This window comes from Rhizobium sp. BK376 (assembly GCF_004341625.1).
In the GTDB taxonomy this organism is placed as follows: Bacteria; Pseudomonadota; Alphaproteobacteria; order Rhizobiales; family Rhizobiaceae; genus Rhizobium.
The window spans coordinates 237,904-259,846 of sequence record NZ_SLZG01000006.1 but is presented as its reverse complement, the minus strand read 5'-3'; the positions used below and the strand labels follow the sequence as shown (position 1 = coordinate 259,846).

Annotated in this window: 21 protein-coding genes; 12 read left to right on the top strand and 9 right to left on the bottom strand. The window is 58.5% G+C overall.

Going from position 1 to position 21,943, the window contains the following annotated elements:
* The first annotated feature begins 289 nt into the window (after nt 1–289).
* Both EV561_RS17570 and EV561_RS17565 read left to right on the top strand, forming a co-directional pair.
* Nucleotides 290–1,378, top strand: coding sequence for a hypothetical protein (locus EV561_RS17570; protein WP_132523584.1), 1,089 nt, complete (start codon nt 290–292; stop codon nt 1,376–1,378).
* 710 nt (nt 1,379–2,088) lie between these two features.
* Nucleotides 2,089–2,868: a response regulator transcription factor gene (locus tag EV561_RS17565; RefSeq protein ID WP_132523583.1), complete on the top strand. Its 780-nt coding sequence runs from the start codon at nt 2,089–2,091 to the stop codon at nt 2,866–2,868.
* A gap of 57 nt (nt 2,869–2,925) precedes the next feature.
* Here EV561_RS17565 and mug read toward each other — a convergent pair whose 3' ends face one another.
* Nucleotides 2,926–3,480, bottom strand: a complete 555-nt coding sequence (mug, locus tag EV561_RS17560) for a G/U mismatch-specific DNA glycosylase (protein ID WP_245512708.1) — start codon at nt 3,478–3,480, stop codon at nt 2,926–2,928.
* Between the two features lie 116 nt (nt 3,481–3,596).
* Here mug and EV561_RS17555 point away from each other — a divergent pair, with 116 nt between their 5' ends.
* Both EV561_RS17555 and EV561_RS17550 read left to right on the top strand, forming a co-directional pair.
* Complete coding sequence (locus EV561_RS17555) at nt 3,597–4,472, top strand: helix-turn-helix domain-containing GNAT family N-acetyltransferase (RefSeq protein WP_132523582.1); 876 nt, start codon at nt 3,597–3,599, stop codon at nt 4,470–4,472.
* Between the two features lie 188 nt (nt 4,473–4,660).
* Nucleotides 4,661–5,035, top strand: coding sequence for a hypothetical protein (locus EV561_RS17550; protein ID WP_132523581.1), 375 nt, complete (start codon nt 4,661–4,663; stop codon nt 5,033–5,035).
* 9 nt (nt 5,036–5,044) lie between these two features.
* Here EV561_RS17550 and EV561_RS17545 read toward each other — a convergent pair whose 3' ends face one another.
* From EV561_RS17545 to EV561_RS17515, 7 genes are read right to left on the bottom strand one after another with little or no spacing between them, the layout of a single operon-like run.
* Nucleotides 5,045–6,016 carry a sugar kinase gene (locus EV561_RS17545; protein ID WP_132523580.1) on the bottom strand — a complete coding sequence of 324 codons (972 nt, stop codon included), beginning with the start codon at nt 6,014–6,016 and terminating at the stop codon, nt 5,045–5,047.
* Nucleotides 6,013–7,071 carry a sn-glycerol-3-phosphate ABC transporter ATP-binding protein UgpC gene (gene ugpC, locus EV561_RS17540; protein WP_132523579.1) on the bottom strand — a complete coding sequence of 353 codons (1,059 nt, stop codon included), beginning with the start codon at nt 7,069–7,071 and terminating at the stop codon, nt 6,013–6,015. The genes EV561_RS17545 and ugpC overlap by 4 nt, the downstream gene beginning before the upstream one ends.
* 37 nt (nt 7,072–7,108) lie before the next feature.
* Nucleotides 7,109–7,930, bottom strand: a complete 822-nt coding sequence (locus tag EV561_RS17535; RefSeq protein WP_165927837.1) for a carbohydrate ABC transporter permease — start codon at nt 7,928–7,930, stop codon at nt 7,109–7,111.
* A 2-nt stretch (nt 7,931–7,932) separates the two neighbouring features.
* Complete coding sequence (locus EV561_RS17530; protein ID WP_132523577.1) at nt 7,933–8,871, bottom strand: sugar ABC transporter permease; 939 nt, start codon at nt 8,869–8,871, stop codon at nt 7,933–7,935.
* A complete protein-coding gene (locus EV561_RS17525) occupies nt 8,871–10,205 on the bottom strand; it encodes a sugar ABC transporter substrate-binding protein (protein ID WP_132523576.1) in 1,335 nt (444 codons plus the stop codon). Before EV561_RS17525 ends, EV561_RS17530 begins: the two co-directional genes overlap by 1 nt.
* Nucleotides 10,206–10,258: 53 nt before the next feature.
* Nucleotides 10,259–10,918, bottom strand: a complete 660-nt coding sequence (locus EV561_RS17520) for a GntR family transcriptional regulator (RefSeq protein WP_132523575.1) — start codon at nt 10,916–10,918, stop codon at nt 10,259–10,261.
* A 27-nt stretch (nt 10,919–10,945) separates the two neighbouring features.
* A complete protein-coding gene (locus EV561_RS17515; protein ID WP_132523574.1) occupies nt 10,946–11,827 on the bottom strand; it encodes a dihydrodipicolinate synthase family protein in 882 nt (293 codons plus the stop codon).
* A gap of 357 nt (nt 11,828–12,184) precedes the next feature.
* Between EV561_RS17515 and EV561_RS17510 the strand changes: the two genes are divergently transcribed.
* Entirely contained in the window at nt 12,185–13,291 is a 1,107-nt protein-coding gene (locus tag EV561_RS17510) for a Gfo/Idh/MocA family oxidoreductase (RefSeq protein ID WP_207910553.1), read from the top strand.
* A 64-nt stretch (nt 13,292–13,355) separates the two neighbouring features.
* Here EV561_RS17510 and EV561_RS17505 read toward each other — a convergent pair whose 3' ends face one another.
* Nucleotides 13,356–14,255, bottom strand: coding sequence for a LysR family transcriptional regulator (locus EV561_RS17505; protein WP_132523573.1), 900 nt, complete (start codon nt 14,253–14,255; stop codon nt 13,356–13,358).
* 111 nt (nt 14,256–14,366) lie between these two features.
* Here EV561_RS17505 and EV561_RS17500 point away from each other — a divergent pair, with 111 nt between their 5' ends.
* From EV561_RS17500 to EV561_RS17470, 7 genes are all read left to right on the top strand, one after another.
* A complete protein-coding gene (locus tag EV561_RS17500; RefSeq protein WP_165927836.1) occupies nt 14,367–15,122 on the top strand; it encodes an alpha/beta hydrolase in 756 nt (251 codons plus the stop codon).
* The gene (locus EV561_RS17495) at nt 15,119–17,038 is read left to right on the top strand and encodes a TRAP transporter large permease subunit (protein WP_132523571.1); all 1,920 of its coding nucleotides are present in this window, start codon (nt 15,119–15,121) and stop codon (nt 17,036–17,038) included. Before EV561_RS17500 ends, EV561_RS17495 begins: the two co-directional genes overlap by 4 nt.
* A 51-nt stretch (nt 17,039–17,089) precedes the next feature.
* The gene (locus EV561_RS17490) at nt 17,090–18,133 is read left to right on the top strand and encodes a TRAP transporter substrate-binding protein (RefSeq protein ID WP_132523570.1); all 1,044 of its coding nucleotides are present in this window, start codon (nt 17,090–17,092) and stop codon (nt 18,131–18,133) included.
* A 28-nt stretch (nt 18,134–18,161) separates the two neighbouring features.
* Nucleotides 18,162–19,130, top strand: coding sequence for a D-2-hydroxyacid dehydrogenase family protein (locus tag EV561_RS17485; protein ID WP_132523569.1), 969 nt, complete (start codon nt 18,162–18,164; stop codon nt 19,128–19,130).
* A gap of 32 nt (nt 19,131–19,162) precedes the next feature.
* Entirely contained in the window at nt 19,163–19,906 is a 744-nt protein-coding gene (locus EV561_RS17480) for an aldolase/citrate lyase family protein (protein ID WP_132523568.1), read from the top strand.
* Nucleotides 19,907–19,917: 11 nt separating this feature from the next.
* Nucleotides 19,918–20,673 carry a fumarylacetoacetate hydrolase family protein gene (locus EV561_RS17475; protein WP_132523567.1) on the top strand — a complete coding sequence of 252 codons (756 nt, stop codon included), beginning with the start codon at nt 19,918–19,920 and terminating at the stop codon, nt 20,671–20,673.
* Nucleotides 20,674–20,770: 97 nt separating this feature from the next.
* Nucleotides 20,771–21,928, top strand: coding sequence for an iron-containing alcohol dehydrogenase (locus EV561_RS17470; RefSeq protein ID WP_132523566.1), 1,158 nt, complete (start codon nt 20,771–20,773; stop codon nt 21,926–21,928).
* Nucleotides 21,929–21,943: the final 15 nt, after the last annotated feature.

The following is a 21,943-nucleotide window of genomic DNA, read 5'->3' as shown; positions in this document are numbered from 1 at the left end:
CAGCGGTTCTCGGTCTCTTCGTTTTGTCGAGTGCTGTACGCGCCAGAGTTGATCTCGATAGGGTTATCGCGCATCGCCAAGGTAGATTACTGCGCGCCGGTTGGTCTCGAACAATGTGAGATTGCTGCCGTGACAGCCAAATGGCTATCGAGCTAGCCAAACAGCTATAGACGAATTGCAGGCTCCGTTTTTTCCGCGTTCGGTTACACAATGCCGAATGAATTGGGCTGCATTCCGCCGTGCGTTCGGTGGAAGCGCGGTCGAGCGCGGACGCGGGATGGAGACGACAATGACGGAAATTCGTTCGCTACTGGAAGACCTGCCCAAAGTGGGCGCCGATCAAAACCTTGCCTCCAATTCGGCCGCGGGGCACTTGGCACTGGTTCCGACCTGGCTTCCCCTGGATGTGGCTTCCAGTCCCGCCTATAATTCAGCCGGCAGCGGTGGTGATGGAATAAGCGACGGCCTGATCAGCAGCAATGCATCGGCCGTCTTCATGCCGTCCAATGCCGCTATTGCGGGACCTCACTCCGGTGCGGATGCTTTCCAGGGCAACGACGCGCTGATCAATCAGCATCCCACCGAAATGGCCGGGATAGGCGGGAACGGCGGAAGTGGAAACACCGCCATCGGCGGCGACGAATATGCCAACCACGCCGGGACTGGCGGTAATGGCCTTTTTTATGGCGGACTCGTGAGTTCGGAAGTCGCGCTGTTTGCGCCCGTGAATACGGCGGTCGCTGCAGGCCCTGGCTCGACTGCGCACGCGGAGCAATCGAACAATGCGCTATTCCTGCAAGGGGCAACCCAGATTGGCGGTGTCGGCGGCTCGGGCGGGGACCATAATGTCGCGGCCCATGGTGCGTCGGCAAACCCGGGTACAGCGCTCACATTCACGGGTGACAATTATGCGGGCCATGGGGGCGATGGAGATTTCATTGGCAGCATGATCGACGTGAGTGTGGCTATCTTCTCACCGATCAATATCGCCGTGGGCGCCGCAGGCGGTTCGGCTGAGGCTCACCAGACAAATAATGCAATCTTCGATCAGGGCACCGTACAGATCGCAGGTGTTGGCGGTGACGGCGGCGGCTTCAACATGTCATCCGGCACGATCTTTACCGGCAACCATGCGGGTGGCGGTGGAGGATCGGGATCGGCGACCGGAAGCATGGTGGATGTCAATCTCGCGTATTTCCATCCGATCAACATTGCCGTTCCTGCCGGCGGGACGGCCGACGCCCAACAGATCGACCATGTTCTCTACGATCAGCATGCGCTTCAGCTGGCCGGTATCGGCGGCCACGGCGGAGAGGGCAACATCACGGACGCCCATTCGGCTCTCGTAGACGATATCCTCAACTTCATACACACCTAGCGGATTGGCTCCCATTTGCACCGCTGTAGGGGCCAGCAAAGCGAAGCCATTCTCAGTGGCGGTTTTCCAAGCCGCATGTCGGATCGATAGATCATCGGGCGGTGGCCTCCGTGCGCCGGCAAGGTGTGCAGACCGGACACGCTGTCGGGGCCTCAAGCAATTCCACAAATCACAACGTTTCGATTACCAGAGACACCGCGCTTGGCCGGTATCTCGTGATGTGCACAGCGCCGCACGACTTAGAAAAAATCCCGGCTGATCTCACCCGCCGCTGGATCTTAGTTTGTGTGTAATCATAACGGGTAATGAGGGATTTTGTGGCTTTATTGGCTTTCGAGTCAGCCGTCTTTGCCGTCTGGCCCTCCGATTGCCTCGGACGAGGACATGGAGACGACGCCGACCCTGTCGACAGCACGCCGTAACCGGCGGTTCTCACTCCAATCGCTTGGTCACAGATCGGGTTACTTTTCAGCGCCTTTGGAAGCTTTGTTGAGGTGCTTGCCGTATGGGAACTCGGCCAGGATTGGGACGCCTGCAGTGGTAAGTCGATTCCGGGACTGCACGTAGTAAGCGTCCGAATGTGCTGTCTAGGCTCCAGCTATCTCTCGCCGAGTTCTTATAGACTATAAGAATTATCGCATGATCTCCCAATATTGATATTGAGAATACACTCATTTTTTATCATGACATGAAGCGAGAACAGGAATAGTATGTATAGCCGTTGGGTTGCAAATACTCTGGGGAGCACGCAAGTGTCCATCAGTTCTGGAACGAAGCGCCGGATAGGGCGCAATGCACCAACTGTGATCGTTATCGAGCATTCTACACTGGCGCGCACTACCGTCGTGAAGCTCCTAGAGCGCGAACTCGCCGGCTGGAATTTTATCGATATGATCTCGACTGAGAGTCTCGATAGAGCTCTCGGATGCGAGGTGCGTTTAATTGCATTGGATCTGGCCGGTAGAAGTGTAGAGAGCACTAGTCTGCGCGATGATCTTGCGGCTATTAGTGCACGTTTTCCTGAGGCACCTATCACGTTGCTCTCAGGAACGGATGATGTGATCATCGCACGTCAGGCGCTGAAGATGGGCATTCGGGGTTTATTCTCGCCCTCTCTTCCCATCGATATTGCCCTTGCCGGCCTTCGCCTCGTTCTTGCGGGAGGAACATTCTGTCCGCAGCTATTGGGCGCTGTTACGAACGGCTCAAGCGAACATGCTCAGCCGCGAAGTGAACCTGAGAAAAGCTTGGATGATCGAACACATTACTTGGCGTTCGCGGATTTTACGCCTCGGGAAGCGGATGTTTTGGCGGAATTGCAGTCCGGTTGCTCAAATAAGGTGATTGCAGGCAAACTCAATTTGTCGGGGCACACTGTGAAGATGCATCTGCAGCACATCATGCGCAAACTGCAGGTGCAAAACCGCACCGAAGTGGTCGCCCGCCTGGGTCACAAAGCGCCGGGCGGACATGATGCTTCGCCCAACTAAAAAGCGATCTGTTTAATCCGTTGTTGGAGCTCCGGCGGGCAGACCTCCACTCGAAGATTAGGGGGTATCCAATGGGTGGATCGCGAGTTTCAGCTCGCGATAGTATTCGGTCAGGCTGGCGAGGGTGAAGGCCCTGTTGAGCCCGCTCGGATTCGGAACCACCCAGATTGAAGCGCCGCCGAAATCTTCCGGTTGCCTGCCCCACTCGATATGCGTCCGGCGGCTGATAGCCGCATATGCCGCTTTCCCCAGAAAGGCGAAATTCGTCGGCATGTATTTTCTGATCTTCTCTTCGAGTGCAGGCGCTGCGTTCAGGTAATCGCGCTTGTTAAGCTCGCCGGCACTCTTCGTCGGACGAGAGACCGCAGCTGTGATGCCACAGCCATATTTCAGGAGTTCCCATTCTTCCTCTGCGCGCAACAGGCGGGGCGTAAATCCGGCCAGATGCAACACGCGCCAAAAGCGATTGTTTGGGTTGGAGAAGTTGTGGCCGTCCAGAGCCGCAGTAAGGGCCGGATTCAATCCGCAGAAAACCACCGAAAGATGAGGCGCAAGAATCTCCGCAAGTTCGTGCGTCTGCTTTTCGGTGTCGGTTAGCGGGTCGATATCCACGAGCGGTATTTACCTTGTTCATTTGCACAGAAACAGCGTTTGATACTTTCTACGAGAGTCTCCCGGCAAGCCGAGATATCTTGACACGACAATTTGTCTGACTTAAGTCAGATATTATGTCATATAATCCTATTGCACGCGTTCGTCGCTTCAATCGTGTCGTCACCTCAGAGGTTGGCGCACTCGACACATCCTTTCTCGGTCGCGGACGCCCGCTGGGTGCGGCGCGGGTGCTTAACGCGATTGGGCACGGCCAGTCGGATGTTGCGGCAATCCGGGATCATCTCGGGCTGGACTCGGGGCTGATGAGCCGTTTGCTGCGCAGCCTCGAAGATGAAGGCCTTATCGAAACAGTGCCGAATCCCGATGACGCCCGCCGGCGCGTTTCAAGGCTGACCGAAACCGGCCGTTCCGAATTCGAGGCTTACGAAGCGCTCTCAGATGCTCAGGCGGAGACATTTCTGGCTCGCCATTCTCATCCGGAAGAACTTTTGCGCGCCATGGATCTCGTCGCCTCCGCACTCGGGCGCAGTCATATCGTGATCGATGAGATGGATCCCAGGCAGGATGCTGCAAAATATTGCCTCGGTGAATATTATGCGGAACTTGGACGCCGTTTCGAAAAAGGTTTCGACGTATCGCTTTCTCGCGATCCCGAGGCAGAGGATATGATCCGCCCGCGCGGCGCCTTCCTGGTCGCAATATCCGAGGGCTTGCCGATCGGCTGTGTCGGCTTGAAGGGTACGGGGGACGATGTTGCCGAAATCAAGCGGCTATGGGTCGCGCCGTCTGCTAGGGGCCTTGGGCTTTCACGACGGCTCATGAACACGGTCGAGGATATCGCCCGCAAACTTTCGATCAAGGTTCTTCGCCTCGATACGAACAAGGCGTTGCCGGAAGCGCAGCGGCTCTACCGCAGCACCGGATGGACGGAAATCGACCGCTTCAACGATGATCCTTATCCGGACACTTTCTTTGAAAAGCGGCTTTGAACGGCCGTAGTAGATTTCGAATAGTCGGGCAGGTGATCTCAAGAAAATCCCAGTGGTGTCCGCAACACTCGCCGGAAAGATACAGATGCGCATCCAAGATATCCGCCAGCGCGACGACGAGGCCTGACTTGGAACTGTGAGCTTCTTCGATGGTTGTTCAAAATTGAACAAGTATGGAGGACCAAGAGATGGTCGGAACATTTGGCGATGTAGGTCAAACGATCAGCGCGATGTTTGACAGCGAAGGCGATGCGGAGCAGGCCGTCGACGAATTGATCGCTGCGGGAATTCCAAAGGATGCCGTGATCCTGACGCCGGGCCAGCGGCAGGAAGAAGAGCCCATCGATCATGTCGGCTTCATGGACGCGATCGCGAACTTCTTCTTCACAAGGGAGCAACGCAATCTCTATGCCGAAGGACTTCGGCGCGGAGGCTTCCTTCTGACGGTGCAGGCTGCCACTCAGCCCCTGCATGACGCCGCGATCAGGATTCTGAGCGAGAAGGGAAGCATCGACATCGATGAGCGGGCCGAGCAATGGCGCTCAGACGGTTGGTCTGGTTAGGCCGCCAGATTAGCCTGCGGTCCGGTTGACCAGTACCTCGGCGTTGAGACGGAGCGCGCCCTGGACTTCCGCGGCGGTCGGCGCGCCCATCCTTCCGCCAAAGCTCTGGCATTTCAGCGCGGCTGCAACCGAGGAGAAACGGATCGCATCCGCTGTCGGCTGTCCCTCCGCTATGGCCAGCGCAAAGGCGCCGTGGAAGATATCGCCTGCTGCGAGCGTATCGACAGCCTCGATTTTGATCGCCGGCATGGATTTCACGGACCGGTCGATTTCATCGAGCCAGTAGCAGCCCTGTTCTCCGGCAGTGACGCAGACGAAGGCCTGTTCAAATTTCTGCTTCAGGCGGGAAACGGTTGCTATGAGATCGGTGGTTCCGGCCAGACGTTCGGCAGCCGGCTGTGAAAACACGATATGGGTCGCCGCCGGGGCCAGCATTTCGATGACGCCATCGGCTGCGACGTCGCCATCGAGAATGGCAGGCTTTCCAGCCTCTCTCGCAGCAACCAGCGTTGCCAGTGCAAGCTTCGGCCAGCGGACATCGACCAGCACGGCGTCGAACGCCGCGACGTCTTCTGCGCCGATCGCCCTTGTCGTCTGATGCAGGAGCGGATCGTAGAACGGCACGATCAGTCGCTCGCCGAGATCGTCGATCAGAATGGTCGAAACCGCCGATCTGGCGCCCTCGACCTTCACCACGCCTGTCGTGTCGATCCCATCGCGGCTGAGTTCGGCGATAATTCGTGCACCGGTTTCGTCGTCGCCGACGGCGCCCCATAGGCTGGCCCTGCCGCCGAGACGGGCAACTGCATAGGCAGCGCTCGATGCCATGCCCTCGGCGACCTGCAACATGTCGTAGGGCAAAACCTTGCCCTGGCCTGAAGGCATCGAGCGCACACGAAACAGCGTATCGAGGACGGCGGCGCCTACGCAGAGGACGTGACGTGGAGGCACCTTCAAGTCGAAACCAGCGCCGGAGTTCAAAGACGCCTGCCCGTCGCTTTGTCGAAGAGATGCACGGAGGCTGGATCGATCGCAAATCCGAGCATGTCACCGAAGCGGATCTGGAGCCGCTCGCGGAAAAGGCAGGAGATCTGCTCGCCGCCGCAATCGATCTTCACGAAGATTTCCGATCCGGTGCCCTCGACCATCGCGGCTTTACCCTCTATGCCGCCCTCCGCCGCGCGGATGTGCTCCGGACGGATGCCGTAGACGATTGGCTTGCCGCCCAGATGCTGGAGATCCAAGCCCTGCGGCAACGGCAGGATAAGGCCCTTGTCGCTGCGGAACGAGCCTTCCTCGATCCTGCCATCGATGAAGTTCATCGAAGGCGAGCCGATAAAGCCGGCCACGAAGAGATTGGCCGGCCGGTCGTAGAGATCGAGCGGAGCGCCCACCTGTTCGATCAAGCCGTCATGCAGCACGACGATTTTGTCCGCCATGGTCATGGCCTCGACCTGGTCGTGGGTGACATAGATCGTTGTGGTGCCGACGCGCTGATGCATGGCCTTGATTTCGCCGCGCATCTGCACGCGGAGTTTCGCATCGAGGTTCGACAGCGGTTCGTCGAAAAGAAAGACCTTGGGATCGCGCACCAGCGCGCGGCCCATCGCCACGCGCTGACGCTGACCGCCCGATAGCTGGCGCGGATAGCGGTCGAGCAGCTTTTCAAGGCCGAGAATGGCGGCAGCCTTTTGGACGCGGCCGGCAGTCTCGCTGGCATCGGCCTTTCTCAGCTTCAGGGCAAAGCCCATGTTGTCGGCAACAGTCATATGCGGATAGAGCCCATAGTTCTGGAAGACCATGGCGATGTCGCGGTCGCGGGCCGGCAGGTTGCTGACTTCACGGCTGCCGATGCGGATCTGGCCGTCGCTGACCTCTTCGAGACCCGCGATCATGCGCAGCAGAGTGGACTTGCCGCAGCCGGAGGGGCCGACGAGAACGACGAATTCGCCGTCGCCGATGTCGACGCTGATATCGTGGATGACCTTGACTGCGCCGAAGCGCTTCTGGACGTTTTGAATGTTGACGGGTGCCATTGTTGCTTCCTGTCTGAAATCTTGAAAGAGAAGGCGGTCATCCGCCCTTGACGGCGCCTGCGGTCAGTCCGGCAACGATCTGCTTCTGTGCGAACATCGTCAGCACAAGAACAGGCAGCGTCACGATCAACGCTGCGGCCGCAAGCGGCCCCCAGCTCACCTGCTCGAAGGAGAGCATGTTGTAGACCGCGACCGGCAGGGTTCTGGTCTCACGGCTGGCGAGCACGATGCCGAAGACGAAGTTGTTCCAGGAGAAGATCACCGAGAGAATGAAGGCGACGACGATGCCGGGCCTTGCGATCGGCAGGGCGACGAGACGAAACACTTGCCAGGGTGTGGCGCCGTCAATGCTGGCGGCTTCCTCCAATTCCATCGGCGTCGTCTCGAAATAGCCGATCATGATCCAGACGACGATCGGAACCGTCACCACGAGATGGATGATGATCTGCGGCCAGAGCGTGCCGAGCAGGTTCAGCCATTGGAACAGCAGGAACAGCGGGATGAGGAAAGAAAGGCCGGGCGTCATGCGCGCGATCATGATGACGATAGCCGATCGCTCAGCCTTCAGCCGCGCAATGCCATAGCCGGCAGGCACGCCGATGACGAGAGCAAGCAGGGTAGCGGCACCCGTGACAAGAATGGAATTCCAGAAATAGAGGAAGAAATTGTTCTCCTCGAACACCTTCACATAGTTCGTCCAGGCGAAGCGATCCGGAATGAAGATCGGCGGATAGGCGCCATTGTCGATCTCATATTTCAGCGACAGCGAGATCATCCAGAGGAAGAAGAGGATGACCGGCGAAACCATGACCAGTGCCACGAAGAACAGGCCGATGCGATTGAGTGTCTTCTGTTTCATGATCATTTCCCCTCCACATCCGTCCATCGGGTGCGTTGCCGCACCATGAGAAGCACGAAGGACAGCGCGACGACGACGATGAAGAACACCACCGCCATGGCCGAGCCGTAGCCGATGTCGTAATAGGAGAAGGCGGTGTTATAGAGATAGATGTTGATCGTTTCCGAGGCCGTTCCCGGCCCACCCTGGGTCATGGCGTAGATGATGTCGAAGCTCTTGATGGCATCGATGCTGCGGATGATGACGGCAATCATCAGGAAGGGGGCGATCATCGGCAAGGTCAGATAGCGAAATTTCTGCCAGGCGTTGGCGCCGTCGATCTCGGCACTTTCATAGGGTTCCCGCGGTACGGAGGCGAGCCCGCCGAGAACGATCAGCATGATCAGCGGCGTCCACTGCCACGTCTCGACCAGCACCAGCGAGGGAATGACGCTGAACTGGTTGTAGATCCACTCTTGAGGACCGATACCGACTAGCGACAGAAGATAGTTGAGCACGCCGAGCTGCGGGTGGAACATCATGGTCCAGACCAGCGCGACCGCAACAGGCGTTGCCATCATCGGCATGACGAAGACGCCGCGAAGAAAACCCCGCAGCGGAAAGTTCGCATCGAAAATCAGGGCTGCCAATGTGCCGAAGAAGAGCGGCGCCACCACCGACAGGAAGGTGTAGGTCACCGTGTGCCAAAGCGCTTCCCAGAAACGGGTATCCGTCGCCAGACGAAGGTAATTGTCAAAGCCGACAAAGCTTTGCGATTGACCGAGCGTCCAGCGGTTGACGCTCATCCAGAGCGTGAACGCCCAGGGAAAGACGATGACGGCGGCAATGACGATCAGTGCCGGGATGACGAACGGCCAGTAGTTCGGAGCAAGCCTGTTCGGCTTGCTCCTGTTGCCCGTCGCCTTCTCGGCTGCCGTATTTTCGATGCTCACGGAGGCCATCAACCCTGCTCGCTTCGTGCAAGAACGGGCTCGAATTGCGCCGTGGCGGTCTTGAGTTCGCTTGCGGGATCGCTGCCGCCGATCATGTTGGTTAGCGCCACGCCGTAGATGTCGCGGAACTCGGTGACCGGGATGATGACGGGCAGGGCGAGCTGCGAGACCTTGCCGGAGCCGACAACGGCATCCACCCAAGCGCTCGGCATCTTGACGCCCTTGCGGACGGCCTGATCCTCAAGCACGGACTGGCGGAACGGAACGCCGGCGCCAGCCTGCAGCAGGCGTGCGCCCATGTCGTGCGAAATCACCCACTGGCAGAAGAGATAGGCAGCTTCCTTCTTCTGGCTGGCGGCCGTTACGCCAATGCCGTCGCCGGTCGTGGCTGCCGCCTGCGCGTTCGGTCCCTTCGGCATGATGCCGTAGCCGACCTGTCCGACGACGCGGGACTTTTCCGGGTCTTCGATCGGCGGTGCAAAGCCGACGCCATCCAGCCACATGCCGATCTTGCCCTGCAGGAAAGCCGATTGCGATTCAGCCCAGTTGAAGCCGGAAACGCCGGGAGGCGCCGACTTCGTCATCAGGCGCTGGTAGAGATTGGCGGCGTCGAGCGCGCCCTGCGAGGTCGTCTGCAGCTTGCCGTCGGCTCCGAGCGGGGTTGCGCCGTAGCCGAGCATGAAGGTGGTCCACACGGGCGTGTTGGCGTTCTTCAGGCCGCGGGCGACGAAGCCGTAGGTGTTGGTGGACTTGTCGGTCAGGGCTTCGGCGGCCTTGACCATATCGTCGAAGGTTTCCGGATATTTCAGGCCCTTCTTCTCGAAGAGGTTCTTGTTCCAGTAGATGATCCAGTAGTCCACCGAGAAGGGGAAGGACCGCATGACGCCATTGGAATCCTTGGCGAATTTCAGGCCGGCTTCGGCGAAATCGCTTTCCGTCAGTGACGGATCGGTCAGCGACGGATCCTTCATGAAGCCGCTGATGTCGGCAAGCCAACCGCCCTTTTCGAACTGACGCTTCTGGACGTGGTAGCTCAGGTGAACGACGTCGAAGCTCGGCTTTCCGGAGCTGAGCTCGATCGTCGTCTTCTGGCGCTGCTGCTGCTCCGGCGTTGCCTCGGCATTGACCTTGATGCCAGTCAGCGCCTCGAATTCGCTCAGATATTTGAGAATGGTCTCGCTGCGCGGGCTCTTGATCAGGTTCACTTCCAGCGTCGTGCCGGAAAAGCGCTTCCAATCCACCGCAGCCGATGCCGGGCGAACGCCCAGAAGACCTGCAGCGCCGACGGCGGCCGTGCCGGCGAGAAAGCCGCGGCGTGTCGGATTCATGAATGATGTCGGCATGTTATTTTTCCTCCTTGGCGCTCGGAATTCTCCTTACTCCGAGCTGTTGTCTTCTATATCGCTAGCGCCCGATCCCTTGCGTGATGGATATGGGCCACCAGATTGTTGACGGCGTCCTCCGCAGATCGCCGTTCGATCGCCTGCAGAACCTTCAAATGTTCTCCCATGACCGGCCCGACGCGTCCGTCGATACGAAAGCGTTCCTGGCTGATCAGGCGCATCTTGATCGAATTGACGCGATAGGCATTCGAAATGATCGTATTGCCGAGCGCATCGATAAAGGCGTCATGCATGCCCCAATCGACCGACTGTGCGTGGAGTTCAAGCTCGTGGGAGCCGTCTCCATTGTCGATGGCGTCGACAATATCGCGATGCTGCTTCATGAGCCGCGCGATGTCGTCGTCGGACGCCTTCCGGGTGAAAACGGCGACCGCTTCCTTTTCCAGGACGACGCGGAACTGGAAGGCCTCACGAATGAGGTTGAGATCGATATGCGCGATTTGAAGCCCGCGTTGCGGGACCGTTTTGATCAGCCCCTCAGCCTCAAGGCGGGGGATGAGCTCACGGATCGCGCCGAGCGTCAGCCCCGTCAATTCGACAAGGCGGCGCTGTGAAATGAATTGACCGGGACGGACATCGCGCGCCAGCAGGTGGCGGGTAAAGCTCTCGTAAGCCTTCTCCCTCAGCGTCGTCTGTTCCCCGGTTTCCTCCATTGCGTCTCCTTCGCGCACAGCCAAATCTCACGCCGCCTTCGACCGGAATAGCGACTCGAAAGCGTCGGCCAGCTGCTTTTGCCCTTCGCCGGATATTGAAACGAGCGGAGGACGAACCGCAAGCCACATCTGATCGCCGGTCGATCTTGCCACCATGACTTTTACCGCCGGTGTGACCGGATGCTTCAGGAGTTCGACCACGAAGTCCGCAATGCGGCTATCCTCATATCCGTGCTCGGCCATGGCCTTGACTTCGCGCGGCAGGAAATTTGCCATGCCCGAGATCGCGCCCTGGCCCCCGAGCTGCACGCCCTTGGCCAGATGCCGCTCGTCACCGATCAGGATGATCAGATCCCCATGCGCTTTCAGCAGAGATTCGGTGTACGGCCAGTCGCCCGAGGAATCCTTGACGCCGACCACAGCCGGAAAAGCCTTGCGAAGCCGGCCGATCAGCGGGACCGAGAGCGCCACCATCGTCACCGACGGAATGTTGTAGACGATGACATCGCGGGCGGTGTCGCCGAGCTTCGAAAATACCGCGCCGAACCAATCGAAAAGGCCGTTGTCGCTGACATTCTTGAAATAGGAAGGGGGCGCAAGCAGGATATTACGAACACCCTTGGCAAGCGCATATCCCGCCTGCGCGGCCGCATCCTCTGCAGCATCGACCAGAACGCCGACTACGATCTGGTTGGCCGCGATTCCGGCATCTAGAAATGCCGACAGGACAAGCTCACGCTCATGCGTTCCGATAGAAGAACCTTCACCGGTCGTTCCGAAAAGCGTTACGCTGGCGCAGCCTGCCGAGAGGCTACGCTTTGCCTGTTCGATCATCGCGTCGACTGCGATCGCGCCAGTCGAATCAAATGGCGTCGCAAGAGCGACTGAGAGCCCAAATTTCTTCGTCAATTAAAATCCTCCCCGCGGTTCACTGAAGGCGTAACACGCTAACATGTTAGTTGTAAAGAGGTGATCGCGGCACTGACATCTGTTACTGTCACAGTGAGCAAAGCTGCAGTTTTGCTGCCGGGAGCCATCTCAATCGTTGCAGAATGATGAGATTTATCTATCGCAATGGGGCAAAATAATCGATTTTTCTGCGGCCCAAGTCTTCGATACAGTCTGGCCTATAGGCAGAATTTTATACGCGCGAATGCGGCTATCCAGCTCAGCCTCCTATCGAAGCCACCGTCCCAATCCGACGAGCACATCGGGGAATGGTGACCCCGCCTCGACTGAGCAGCAACTGCGTGTGAAGAGGGAAAAATGGTAGATAGAACAATCCGGCTCGGCATTATCGGTTTGAGCTCCGCTGAATCCTGGGCTGCGAGAGCGCATGTTCCGGCACTGAAGGCTATAACCGGTTACGAGATTGCGGCGCTCTCCACGTCGAATATCGACTCGGCTGCGAAGGCTGCAAAGACATTTGATGTACCGGCCTTTTTCGACAATCCGGTGCAACTGGCGAAGCATCCCGATGTGGATGTCGTGGTCGTTGCGGTGAAGGTTCCGCATCACCGGGATTTGGTTACGGCCGCCCTCGATGCGGGGAAGCCCGTTTATTGTGAATGGCCACTCGGCAATGGCAGGCAGGATGCCGAAGCCATGGCTGCGTTGTCGCGGGACGCTGACGTCACCGGCTTCGTCGGGCTGCAAGGCCGCGCTTCTCCGGCACTACGCTATATCCGCGATCTTGTGAAAGCAGGTCACATCGGCGACGTGGTTTCGACCACACTGGTGGGGTCGGCTGGCGCCTGGGGGGCTACGATCGATCCACGCCTCGTCTATGGTCTCGATCGTAAAAACGGGGTGTCGATGCTGACGGTTCAGTTCGGTCACACCATTGATGGTCTATGCTGGTGCCTGGGGGAATTTTCCGAAATATCCGCCACCCTGGCAACGCGTTTCCCGATGGTGAAGCGAACGGATACGGGCGAAATGGTGCCGAAAACGATCGACGATCAGATCGCGGTCAGCGGCATTTTGCAGAATGGAGCCGTCGCCTCGGTTCACTATCGCTCCGGATCATCTTCCGTCGCCAATTTTCTCTGGGAGATCAATGGCACAGAGGGAGATCTGGTGATCACCAGCAACCAGGGCCGATTGCAATATAGTGACTTCCGAATTCAGCACGGTCCTGGCAAGGGAGGCAAACTGGCTGACATGGTGGTGCCGGAGGCCTATAAACTGGTTCATACCTGTGCTCCGACCGATATGTTCTATACGCTCGCCCATGCCTATACGCTAATGCACAAGGATATCGTCAACGGAACGTCCCATGTACCGAGGTTCTCCGATGCCCTTGTCCGACACAAGATGATCGAGTCGATCGAAACGGCGTCATCGACAGGCTCGCGCCAAGCCTACCTGTAAGCCCCTGCCTATCGGCTGAAAGCGCCACGCGCTCCTTGGGCGCGTGGCGCCAATTTCCCTTCGGTCATTTGAACAACTGATGATGGGAGATCAGTTCCTTGGTCAAACTTACGATCGCTTCCAGGTCAGGCCCGAATTCCACGATCTGATAGCAAAGAAAAACGCGGTGCGCCTCGACGGGAACGCTCACCGGGACTGTTATCAATTCCCCTCGCGCAAGCTCCTCCGCGACCAGGCGCGCAGGAACAAGACCAATCGCAAAGCCGCTCTTGATCATGAGAAGCGTCACCGAGAGGCTATTGCAGGTGCTGACGCGGCTAGGGGCACTGCCGCCAAGCGAAAACCAGTTTGTCATCGTGGTGTGCAGGCGTGCCGTCTGCGGGCTGACGATGAGGTGGTTCTGCGCCAGATCGGCGGGCGTCAAAATACCCGGCGGCAATTTGAGCTTGCTGCTCGCAATCCACGCCAGCTCGTTTCGTCCGATCGGCACCCGCTGAATATGGCTTGCCACGCCGGGTTCGGAGATGACAGCGATATCGAGCTGATGGTCGTTCAGCAGCGCGCTTATCATGCCGGTGTCGCCAACTGTGACCGATGTCTTCAGCTTGGGATATTGCTGCTCCAACCGACCCATCAGATCGGTGAGGCAAACATGGGCGAAGCTTTCATTTACGCCCAGTCTCAGGAGGCCAAGCAATGGGTTTCGTTTCTTGAAGCGGACCACCGCCTCGTCTGCCGTCTCCAGCATCCGGTCCGCATACTCGAGCAACGCATGGCCATCAGCCGTCAGCGTGACCTTCGGGCCATTGCGGGTGAAAAGCTCCGTGCCGAGGACTGCTTCGAGATCCTGGATGCGATGTGAAATGCTCGGCTGCGTAATGCCGACATGCTGCGCGGCCGCATGAAAACTGCCGAGGCGAGCGATGCGCTCGAAAGCGCGTATCTGAGCGAGTGTGATAGCCATGATAAGTTTTATCAATCGGAATGGCTAAAAACAATCGATTTTTCTCTTTGCTCCCATGCTGCTATGCAGGTTTACGACGTCTTAATGACTGTCATATCTGGGAGGATAGCGATGCCGGTACTTTCGGTAAACGACGGCGAGATTTTCTATGAGGAAAGCGGTGAAGGATATCCGGTGCTTCTGTTCGCGCCGGGTTTCCTGGGATCGCGGATAGAGCGCTGGCGCACCAATCCTTCGCGTCCCGGCGTCGATCAGGACTGGCGCGATCCCATTCCGGTCTTCACGCCGCATTTCCGCGTTATTAGCTTCGATGTCCGCAATGCCGGGAGTTCTCGCGCCAGCATCGGTCCGGACTACAGCTGGTCCTCCTACACCGCGGATCATCTTGCACTGCTCAAGCATCTCGGCATTACGCGATGCCATGTGATGGGAGGCTGCATCGGCGTCTCCTTTGCGCTGGCTCTGGAGCAGGCGGCACCGGGGACAGTCTCGGCTCAGATTCTGCAAAACCCGATCGGGCTCAGCGACACCAACCGTGCTGCCGTCGACGGCGAGGTCGCCCACTGGGAGTCGACGGTTGCAGGTCGGTCCGATGTCGATCCAGCGCTCTTGAAGGCGGCGGGTGAACGCATGTTCGCCACCGATTTCATCTTCAGCGTGACCCGGGAATATGCAGCAACCTCCACCGTGCCCACGCTGCTCATGCCCGGCGACGACACGATGCACCCGGTATCCGTCTCAGCCGATATCGCCCGTCTCACGAAAGCGGAGGTGCTGGCGCCGTGGAAAGGGCCGAAATACCGGGATGCCGCCATCGAACGCGCCCGTGATTTCCTTCTTGAGCATACTCCGGAGGTGTCGTCATGACGATGAACGGATTTGCCGCTCACGATGAAGACAGCGTCATCGAACCCGTCCTTGAAACCTCGGGACTAGACGTACCTCAGCACTCCTTCCGCCGCCAGTTCGATGCTCTGGCGCTTTCGGTCGAAGTTTTCGTCGTCGTCGCGCTGATCATCAATATCGTCGTGACCTTCTCCAATACGATGCTTCGGTACATTCTCGGTCAGGATTTGCCCTGGGCTGCCGATGTGTCCACGCTTCTCCTTTCCATCATCACCTTTCTCGGAGCGCCGGCCTTTATGCGGCGGGCATCCGGAATGGCCTATATGGCCATCATTGATCAGGCGACCGGGCTTCGGCGCGACATCCTGAGAAGTTGCGGCTTTCTGATCGTCATTGCGCTTTGCCTTCTTTCCCTGTCCGTCTTCCCCGACTTCTTTGCCGCGCAGGTCAAGCAGGTTCTGCCGGTTCTGCAAATGTCGCTCGGGGTTGTCGCCATATGGCTAGGCGTCGGCCTCGTGCTGACGATCATCTATACGATCGAGAAGCTGTCGGACGTTTCGTGGACTGGGCTGGCCATCGCGTTTGCCATCATGGCTGTGCTCGGCGCTTTGGTGATGCTTCTTCGCAGCGGCTATTATTCGGGGGCGCTGGAGCTGGATCCGTTCCTGCCCATCCTCGGCTTCCTGGCCTTCGCCTTCGTCACTGGCACGCCGATCCCGTTTATCCTGGCCTCCGGTGGTGCATTGTACTTCGTCATGACAGGCGATGCGCCGCTGGTCGGGATTCCGGCCGCCTATCAGTATGGCATCAGCAGCTTCGTCCTTTTGGCAATCCCGTTCTTCATGGCCGCCGGGGCGCTCATGGATGTAACGGGCATGGCCCGCAAGCTGATCGATATGGTCCAGGAATGGGTGGGGCATTGGAAGGGTGGCCTGCTGATCGCCGAAGTTCTCGCAACATATGTCTTTTCGGGCGTCAGCGGCTCCAAGGCCGCCGATATCGCTACCGTTGGATCGGTCATGAGGGCCCCGATGCGGGAGCGCAACTATCCATCGACGGAATTCGTGGCTGTGCTTGCCGCGTCTGCTGCCATGGCTGAAACCATCCCACCGTCCGTTGCAATGCTGATACTGGGCTCGGTGACCAGTCTTTCGGTCGGCGCACTTTTCGTTGCGGGCTTTCTGCCGGCGGCGATCCTGGCAATCGCCTTGATTCTCGCGATAGTCCTTCGCGGCCGGAAAAGAGAATGGCCCAAGGGTGCTCCGTTCAATTTGAAAAGGGCGTTGTTCAGCCTGCCACCGGCTCTGCCTGCACTGGGTGTGCCCGTTATCGTCATTGGTGGCCTTGTCGGTGGTATCGCGTCGCCGACGGAGTCCTCTTCCTTCGCTGTCGTATATGGCTTTGTCGCAGCACTCTTCTTCTACCGGAGCGTAGGGCTCGCTTCTTGCTGGCGTGCGCTGCGGGAAGGAGCGCTTGTCGCGGGTATGGTGCTGCTGATGGTGGGCATGGCCAATTTGATGGTCCAAGCAATCGTGGTGGATGGTCTCGGCGCGACGATGGTCAGCGTGTTCAGTCAGACGGTAAGCCCAACGGTCTTTCTCTTCGTCAGCGTCGCGGCTCTCATCGTGATCGGCTTCGTGCTTGAAGGTTTTCCGGCCATTCTGATATCGGCGCCGATCCTTCTGCCGCTTGCCGTCAAGCTGGGCATTGATCCGCTTCAGTTTGGAATCCTCATCATCATGGCCACGGGCATCGGCGTAATGATGCCGCCGATCGGTATCGGCTTCTACATCGCCTGCACGGTCGGTGAAGCCCCCATCAATGCGACGATGCGTTCGAGCATGTACTACAACGCCTTCCTCATCCTGGGCGTCGTGGTCGTCATCCTCTTTCCGCAGATCACCACATGGCTGCCGACGGTATTCGGCATGCACTGAAATGCAGCATCTCATTGAAACGCCTAAGCTTAATCATACCGGGAGGGTATAATGAAAAAATCCAGCATCGACCTCGGCACAGCAACCCGCAGCCGTCGTGAATTCCTCAAGCTTTCGGCGGCGGCCGGTGCTGCGGCCACTGTCGCGGTCACGGGCCTGGCGACGCCTGCCCTTGCGCAGCGGGCTCGCACCCTGCGCTTCGGCAATCCGCAGCCCACCAGTTCGAACTACCACAAGGCGATGATGATGTTCGCGGAGGAGGTCGCGACGCTTTCATCGAACAAGATCAAGATAGAGACATTCCCGAACTCTCAGCTGGGTAGCATCAAGGAAATGCTGACGGCCGTGCAGCTCGGCACCCTGTCGATGAGCAATGCCACGCCCGCCTGGTATTCCAATTTCATCCGGCAGATGGATGTGTTCACCTTGCCGTTCCTTATCTCCTCCCCGGACAAATTGAGATCATCGTTCGACGGCGCCTTCGGCGCGAAGATGGAGGAACTGTCGGAAGCGGCCGGGTTCAAGATCCTTGGCTCGTGGCTGATGGGCGCGCGCCATATGGTCAACAACGTGCACCCGATCAATACGCCCGCCGATGTTGCCGGCCTGAAGTTTCGGGTTATCTCAAGCCAGGTGTACCTCCAGGCCTTCCGCGCCATGGGTGCCAATCCCGTCGCGCTCGATTCCGCTGAAATCTACCTTGCCATGCAGCAGAAGGTCGTTGATGGACTGGAATATCCCATTCCTGACCTGATCGATGTCAAGCTCTACGAGGTGAGCAAATACGTCTCCCTCACAAGCCATGTCACCGATTTCTTCGTCGTATCGATGAACAAGGGACTGTGGGACGGCTTCGGGAAAGAAGAGCAGGGCATTCTGCAGGCCGCGATGAAGAAGTCGATGGATTGGGAATGGCAGGCTCAGCCGCAGACAACAGCCGCGGCCGCCGAGAAACTCAAAACCCTCATGCAGATCAACGATATCACCCCGGAAAATCGCGCGCTGTTCGTAAAGGCGACCCAGCCTGTCTACCAGCAGTTCGAGGCTTCCATCGGCAAGGATATTATCGATCTGGCTGTCAAGGAACTGGGCTGATGCAAAGGGTTTCAGCAGGAGAAATGGAATGACGAAAGTCGCAGTGATCGATGACTGGCAGGGCGTCGCCCGTACCAGTGCGGATTGGAAGCCCTTGTCTGCCCGCGCGGATGTGAGCTTCTTCGAAGATTCCCTCTCAGGGGAGGATGCCGTCGTCAGGCGTTTGCAGGATTTCGACATCGTGATGACGATGCGCGAGCGGACACCCTTTCCGGCAAGCCTGATCGCGAGATTGCCGAAGCTTCGGATGCTGAGCGTGACGGGCATGCGCAACCTCTCGGTGGATTTGAATGCCATGGCCGAGCGGGGCATCACCGTGACGCGCACCGAAGCAGGCGAGGGCGGTGAGGCAACGGCGGAGCTGGCGCTTTGCTTGATGCTTTCGGCTGCGCGTCGCGTACCGGCAGGTGACGCGGCGATCCGGGCGGGAGGCTTCCAGAGCGGCGTGGCTCCGGGCTTTGTTCTGCGTGGAAAAACGCTTGGCCTGATCGGGCTTGGACGGCTTGGAGCCCTCGTTGCATCCTATGCGAAAGCGCTCGGGATGAACGTGCTGGCCTGGAGCCCGAACCTGACGGCAGAGCGCGCTGAAGCCGCCGGAGTGGCTTATGCGACAAAGGACGAGCTTGTCGCGCGCGCCGACTTCATCAGCATCCATATGGTCCTTGCGCCGCAGACGATCGGCATCATCGGAGCGCGTGAGTTCTCGCTGATGAAACCAGGCGTCGTGGTGGTCAACACATCGCGTGGCCCCCTCATCGACGAGCCGTCGCTACTGGCCGCGCTTGCGGCAGACAAGGTCGTTGCCGCTCTTGATGTCTACAACCAGGAGCCCCTGGCGGCCGATCATCCTTTGCGCAGCTCCAAGAACACCGTTCTGTCGCCGCATCTCGGCTACTGCGTGCGCGAAAATTTCGACGTCTTCTACAAGCAGTCGATCGAAAATGTTCTCGCCTTTCTGGACGGAGCGCCGATCCGCCTCCTGACCGCTACGAAATAATATGGAAATTCCTTCAATCAAAGGGCACCGCAATGGATAAGATCGCAACGAAGCAAAGCCGCAATATCGTCAAACAGGCGGCCGCAACGCGGGAAAATATTCGGGGCATTCATCTTACCTTCCCTGCACCGACCATCATCGAGGTTCTCTCCTTGCTGGATCTCGATTTCGTCTATCTGGACGGCGAACATGGCTCCTTCGATACGAGGGACCTTGAGACGGCGTGCATCGCAGCCGAACGATATGACATGGTTCCAATTGCCCGCGTTCCAGATCGGTCTGCGGCAACCATCACGCGGTTCCTCGATCGAGGCGTACGCGGCATCATTATTCCGCATGTAGACTCGGTGGCCGATGCCAAGGAAGCGCTTGACGCGGTCTATTTTTCGCCGCAGGGCAGCCGCTCGTTCGGTGGTGGCCGGCCGTTCTTTACCGAGATCGACGATCTGCCCGGCCATCTTGCCGCCTGCAATGAAAATGTCTCGGTCGGCATCATGATCGAGAGCACCGAAGGGCTCGAAGCAGCAGAAGCCATTGCGGCGCTACCTGGCGTCGATTATTTCAGTTTCGGTCTCAACGATCTCGCCCAATCGCTTGGATATCCCGGCGAGCCAAATCATCCCGAGGTGAAGCGCATCGTTGAGGAGACGACCCAGCGCATCCGTCAGGCAGGAAAGCCTGTCCGCGAAGACTTCATGAATCTCGCATGGATCAATCAGGTTCTTCTTGCGGGTGCTCGCAAATTGCTCGTACAGCAATCGACGAAAGCCTACTGAGGAGGAATATCATGCAAGAGAAATACATTCATAACGCGGCGAACCTTCTGGCGAAGGCGCGTCTTCAAGGCCTATCCCTGAAGGAGTTGCCGGCGGATGCGAGGCCAACCACCTTTGCCGATGCGGCCGCCATCCAGAATGAAACGGCAAAGATCCTGGGCGAGAAGATTGTCGCCTATAAGGTTGCCGGCACCGATCCTGAGACCGTGATGTGGGGCGGAATCCTGGCGTCCCGCTTACTCGCGCACCCTGCGAAGCTGCCTGCCTCGGCTGTTCCGCTGCTGGGCGTGGAAGGGGAGATTGCCTACCGCTTGAACGTCGACTTGGAGCCCTCTCACCGAACGCTGACGCTCGAGCAGTTCGATGAGATGACGACCGTCGTGCCGACGATAGAAGTGGTGGATACGCGGTTCGTCAGCTACACGGACGCACCGCCCATGGATCGCAACGCGGATTTCATGTCCAACGGCGCGCTCGTTTACGGCGACCCGTGGCCCAATAGCAAAGCAACCGATTTCACCAAACTTCCGATCAAGCTTTCCAGTTCGGGAGAGGTCTTGTCGGAGACCGTGGGCGGCCATTCCGCGGTCGACTCCCGACTGCCGGCTTTGGCGTTTTTCCGGTCGAAGCACCGTCCTGATTATGTGCCTCAGGGAACGATCATCACGACAGGCACCTATACTGGATTGAAATTCGCCAAACCCGGCGACACCGTTTCCGTAGCCTTCGAAGGCTACGGCCCGCTTGAGATCACCTTCACGGTGTGACGCCAGGCAACAGGATGAATGTCTAAAGCTGCGAGCGAAGGAAGCCGGCTGCCGCTGAAACGCCAGACGGTTTCCGACGCTTCGACGGGAGGATGCCATGCCCTTAAACTTTGACCTGCAAAACACCACGAGGATCGTGTTCGGCCAGGGTAAGATTGCCGATCTCGATCATCTGCTGAGCCGAAACGAAAGGGTCCTGCTCCTTTTCGGTGGAGGAAGCATCAAGTCAAACGGAGTCTATGATCAGGTCATGCGCGCACTGGGAGACCGGCACGTCATTCCGTTTGGCGGCATCGAGCCCAACCCTGAGTACGATACCATCCTTGAGGCCGCGAGGCTCGCGCAGCATGAAAAAGCGACGTTCGTTCTCGGCGTCGGCGGCGGCTCCGTTATCGACGCTGCGAAGTTTCTGGCCGCCATAATTCCCGTCAAGTCCGGGGACGCATGGGATCTGCTCGTATCAGGTGCCGCCTTGCCGGATCCGCTGCCGAACGGCGCTGTTCTGACGCTGCCGGCAACCGGCTCCGAAAGCAATCCCGTGTCCGTCATGTCGCGTCGGACCCGCGGCCTGAAACTGCCTTTTGCGATTGAAAAGGCCCGTCCGAAATTTGCCGTCCTCGATCCCTCGACAATGAAATCCCTGTCCCGGCGGCAGTTGGAGAATGGCGTCGTCGACGCGGTGACCCATGTGCTTGAGCAATATCTGACGCAGCCGGCCAATCTCCCGATCCAATATGGCTTCAGTGAAACCCTGCTGACTGTCCTGTTCGAGGCCGGGCCGAAACTCATCGATGAGCCGACGGATGAAGTGCGCGACACGGTCATGTGGGCGGCCAATCAGGCGTTGAACGGGCTTATCGGCGCTGGCGCACAACAGGATTGGTCGACCCATATGATCGGCCACTCACTCACGGCGCTCTACGGCATCGATCATGCGCGGACGCTGTCGCTCGTCATGTCGCATCTGTTGCGCGACCAGCTGGAGCTCAAGCTCGCAATGCTAGCCCGCTTCGGCCGGAACGTGTGGAAGCTCGAAGGGAGTGACGACCGTGCAGTTGCCATGGAAGCGATCGCTTTCACGGAGCAATTCTTCAGCCGCATGGGCTGCCCTGTACGTCTGAGCGAATTGCCGAATATTGCCTTTGATGTGGAGCACATCATCGAACATCTGGAAAAGGCGCATCAGTTGCCTCTCGGCGAGAGACAAAACCTGAATGCAGAGGATGTCCGGCGGATTCTCAAAGCCGCTGCGTGAGCCCATTCACAGGAA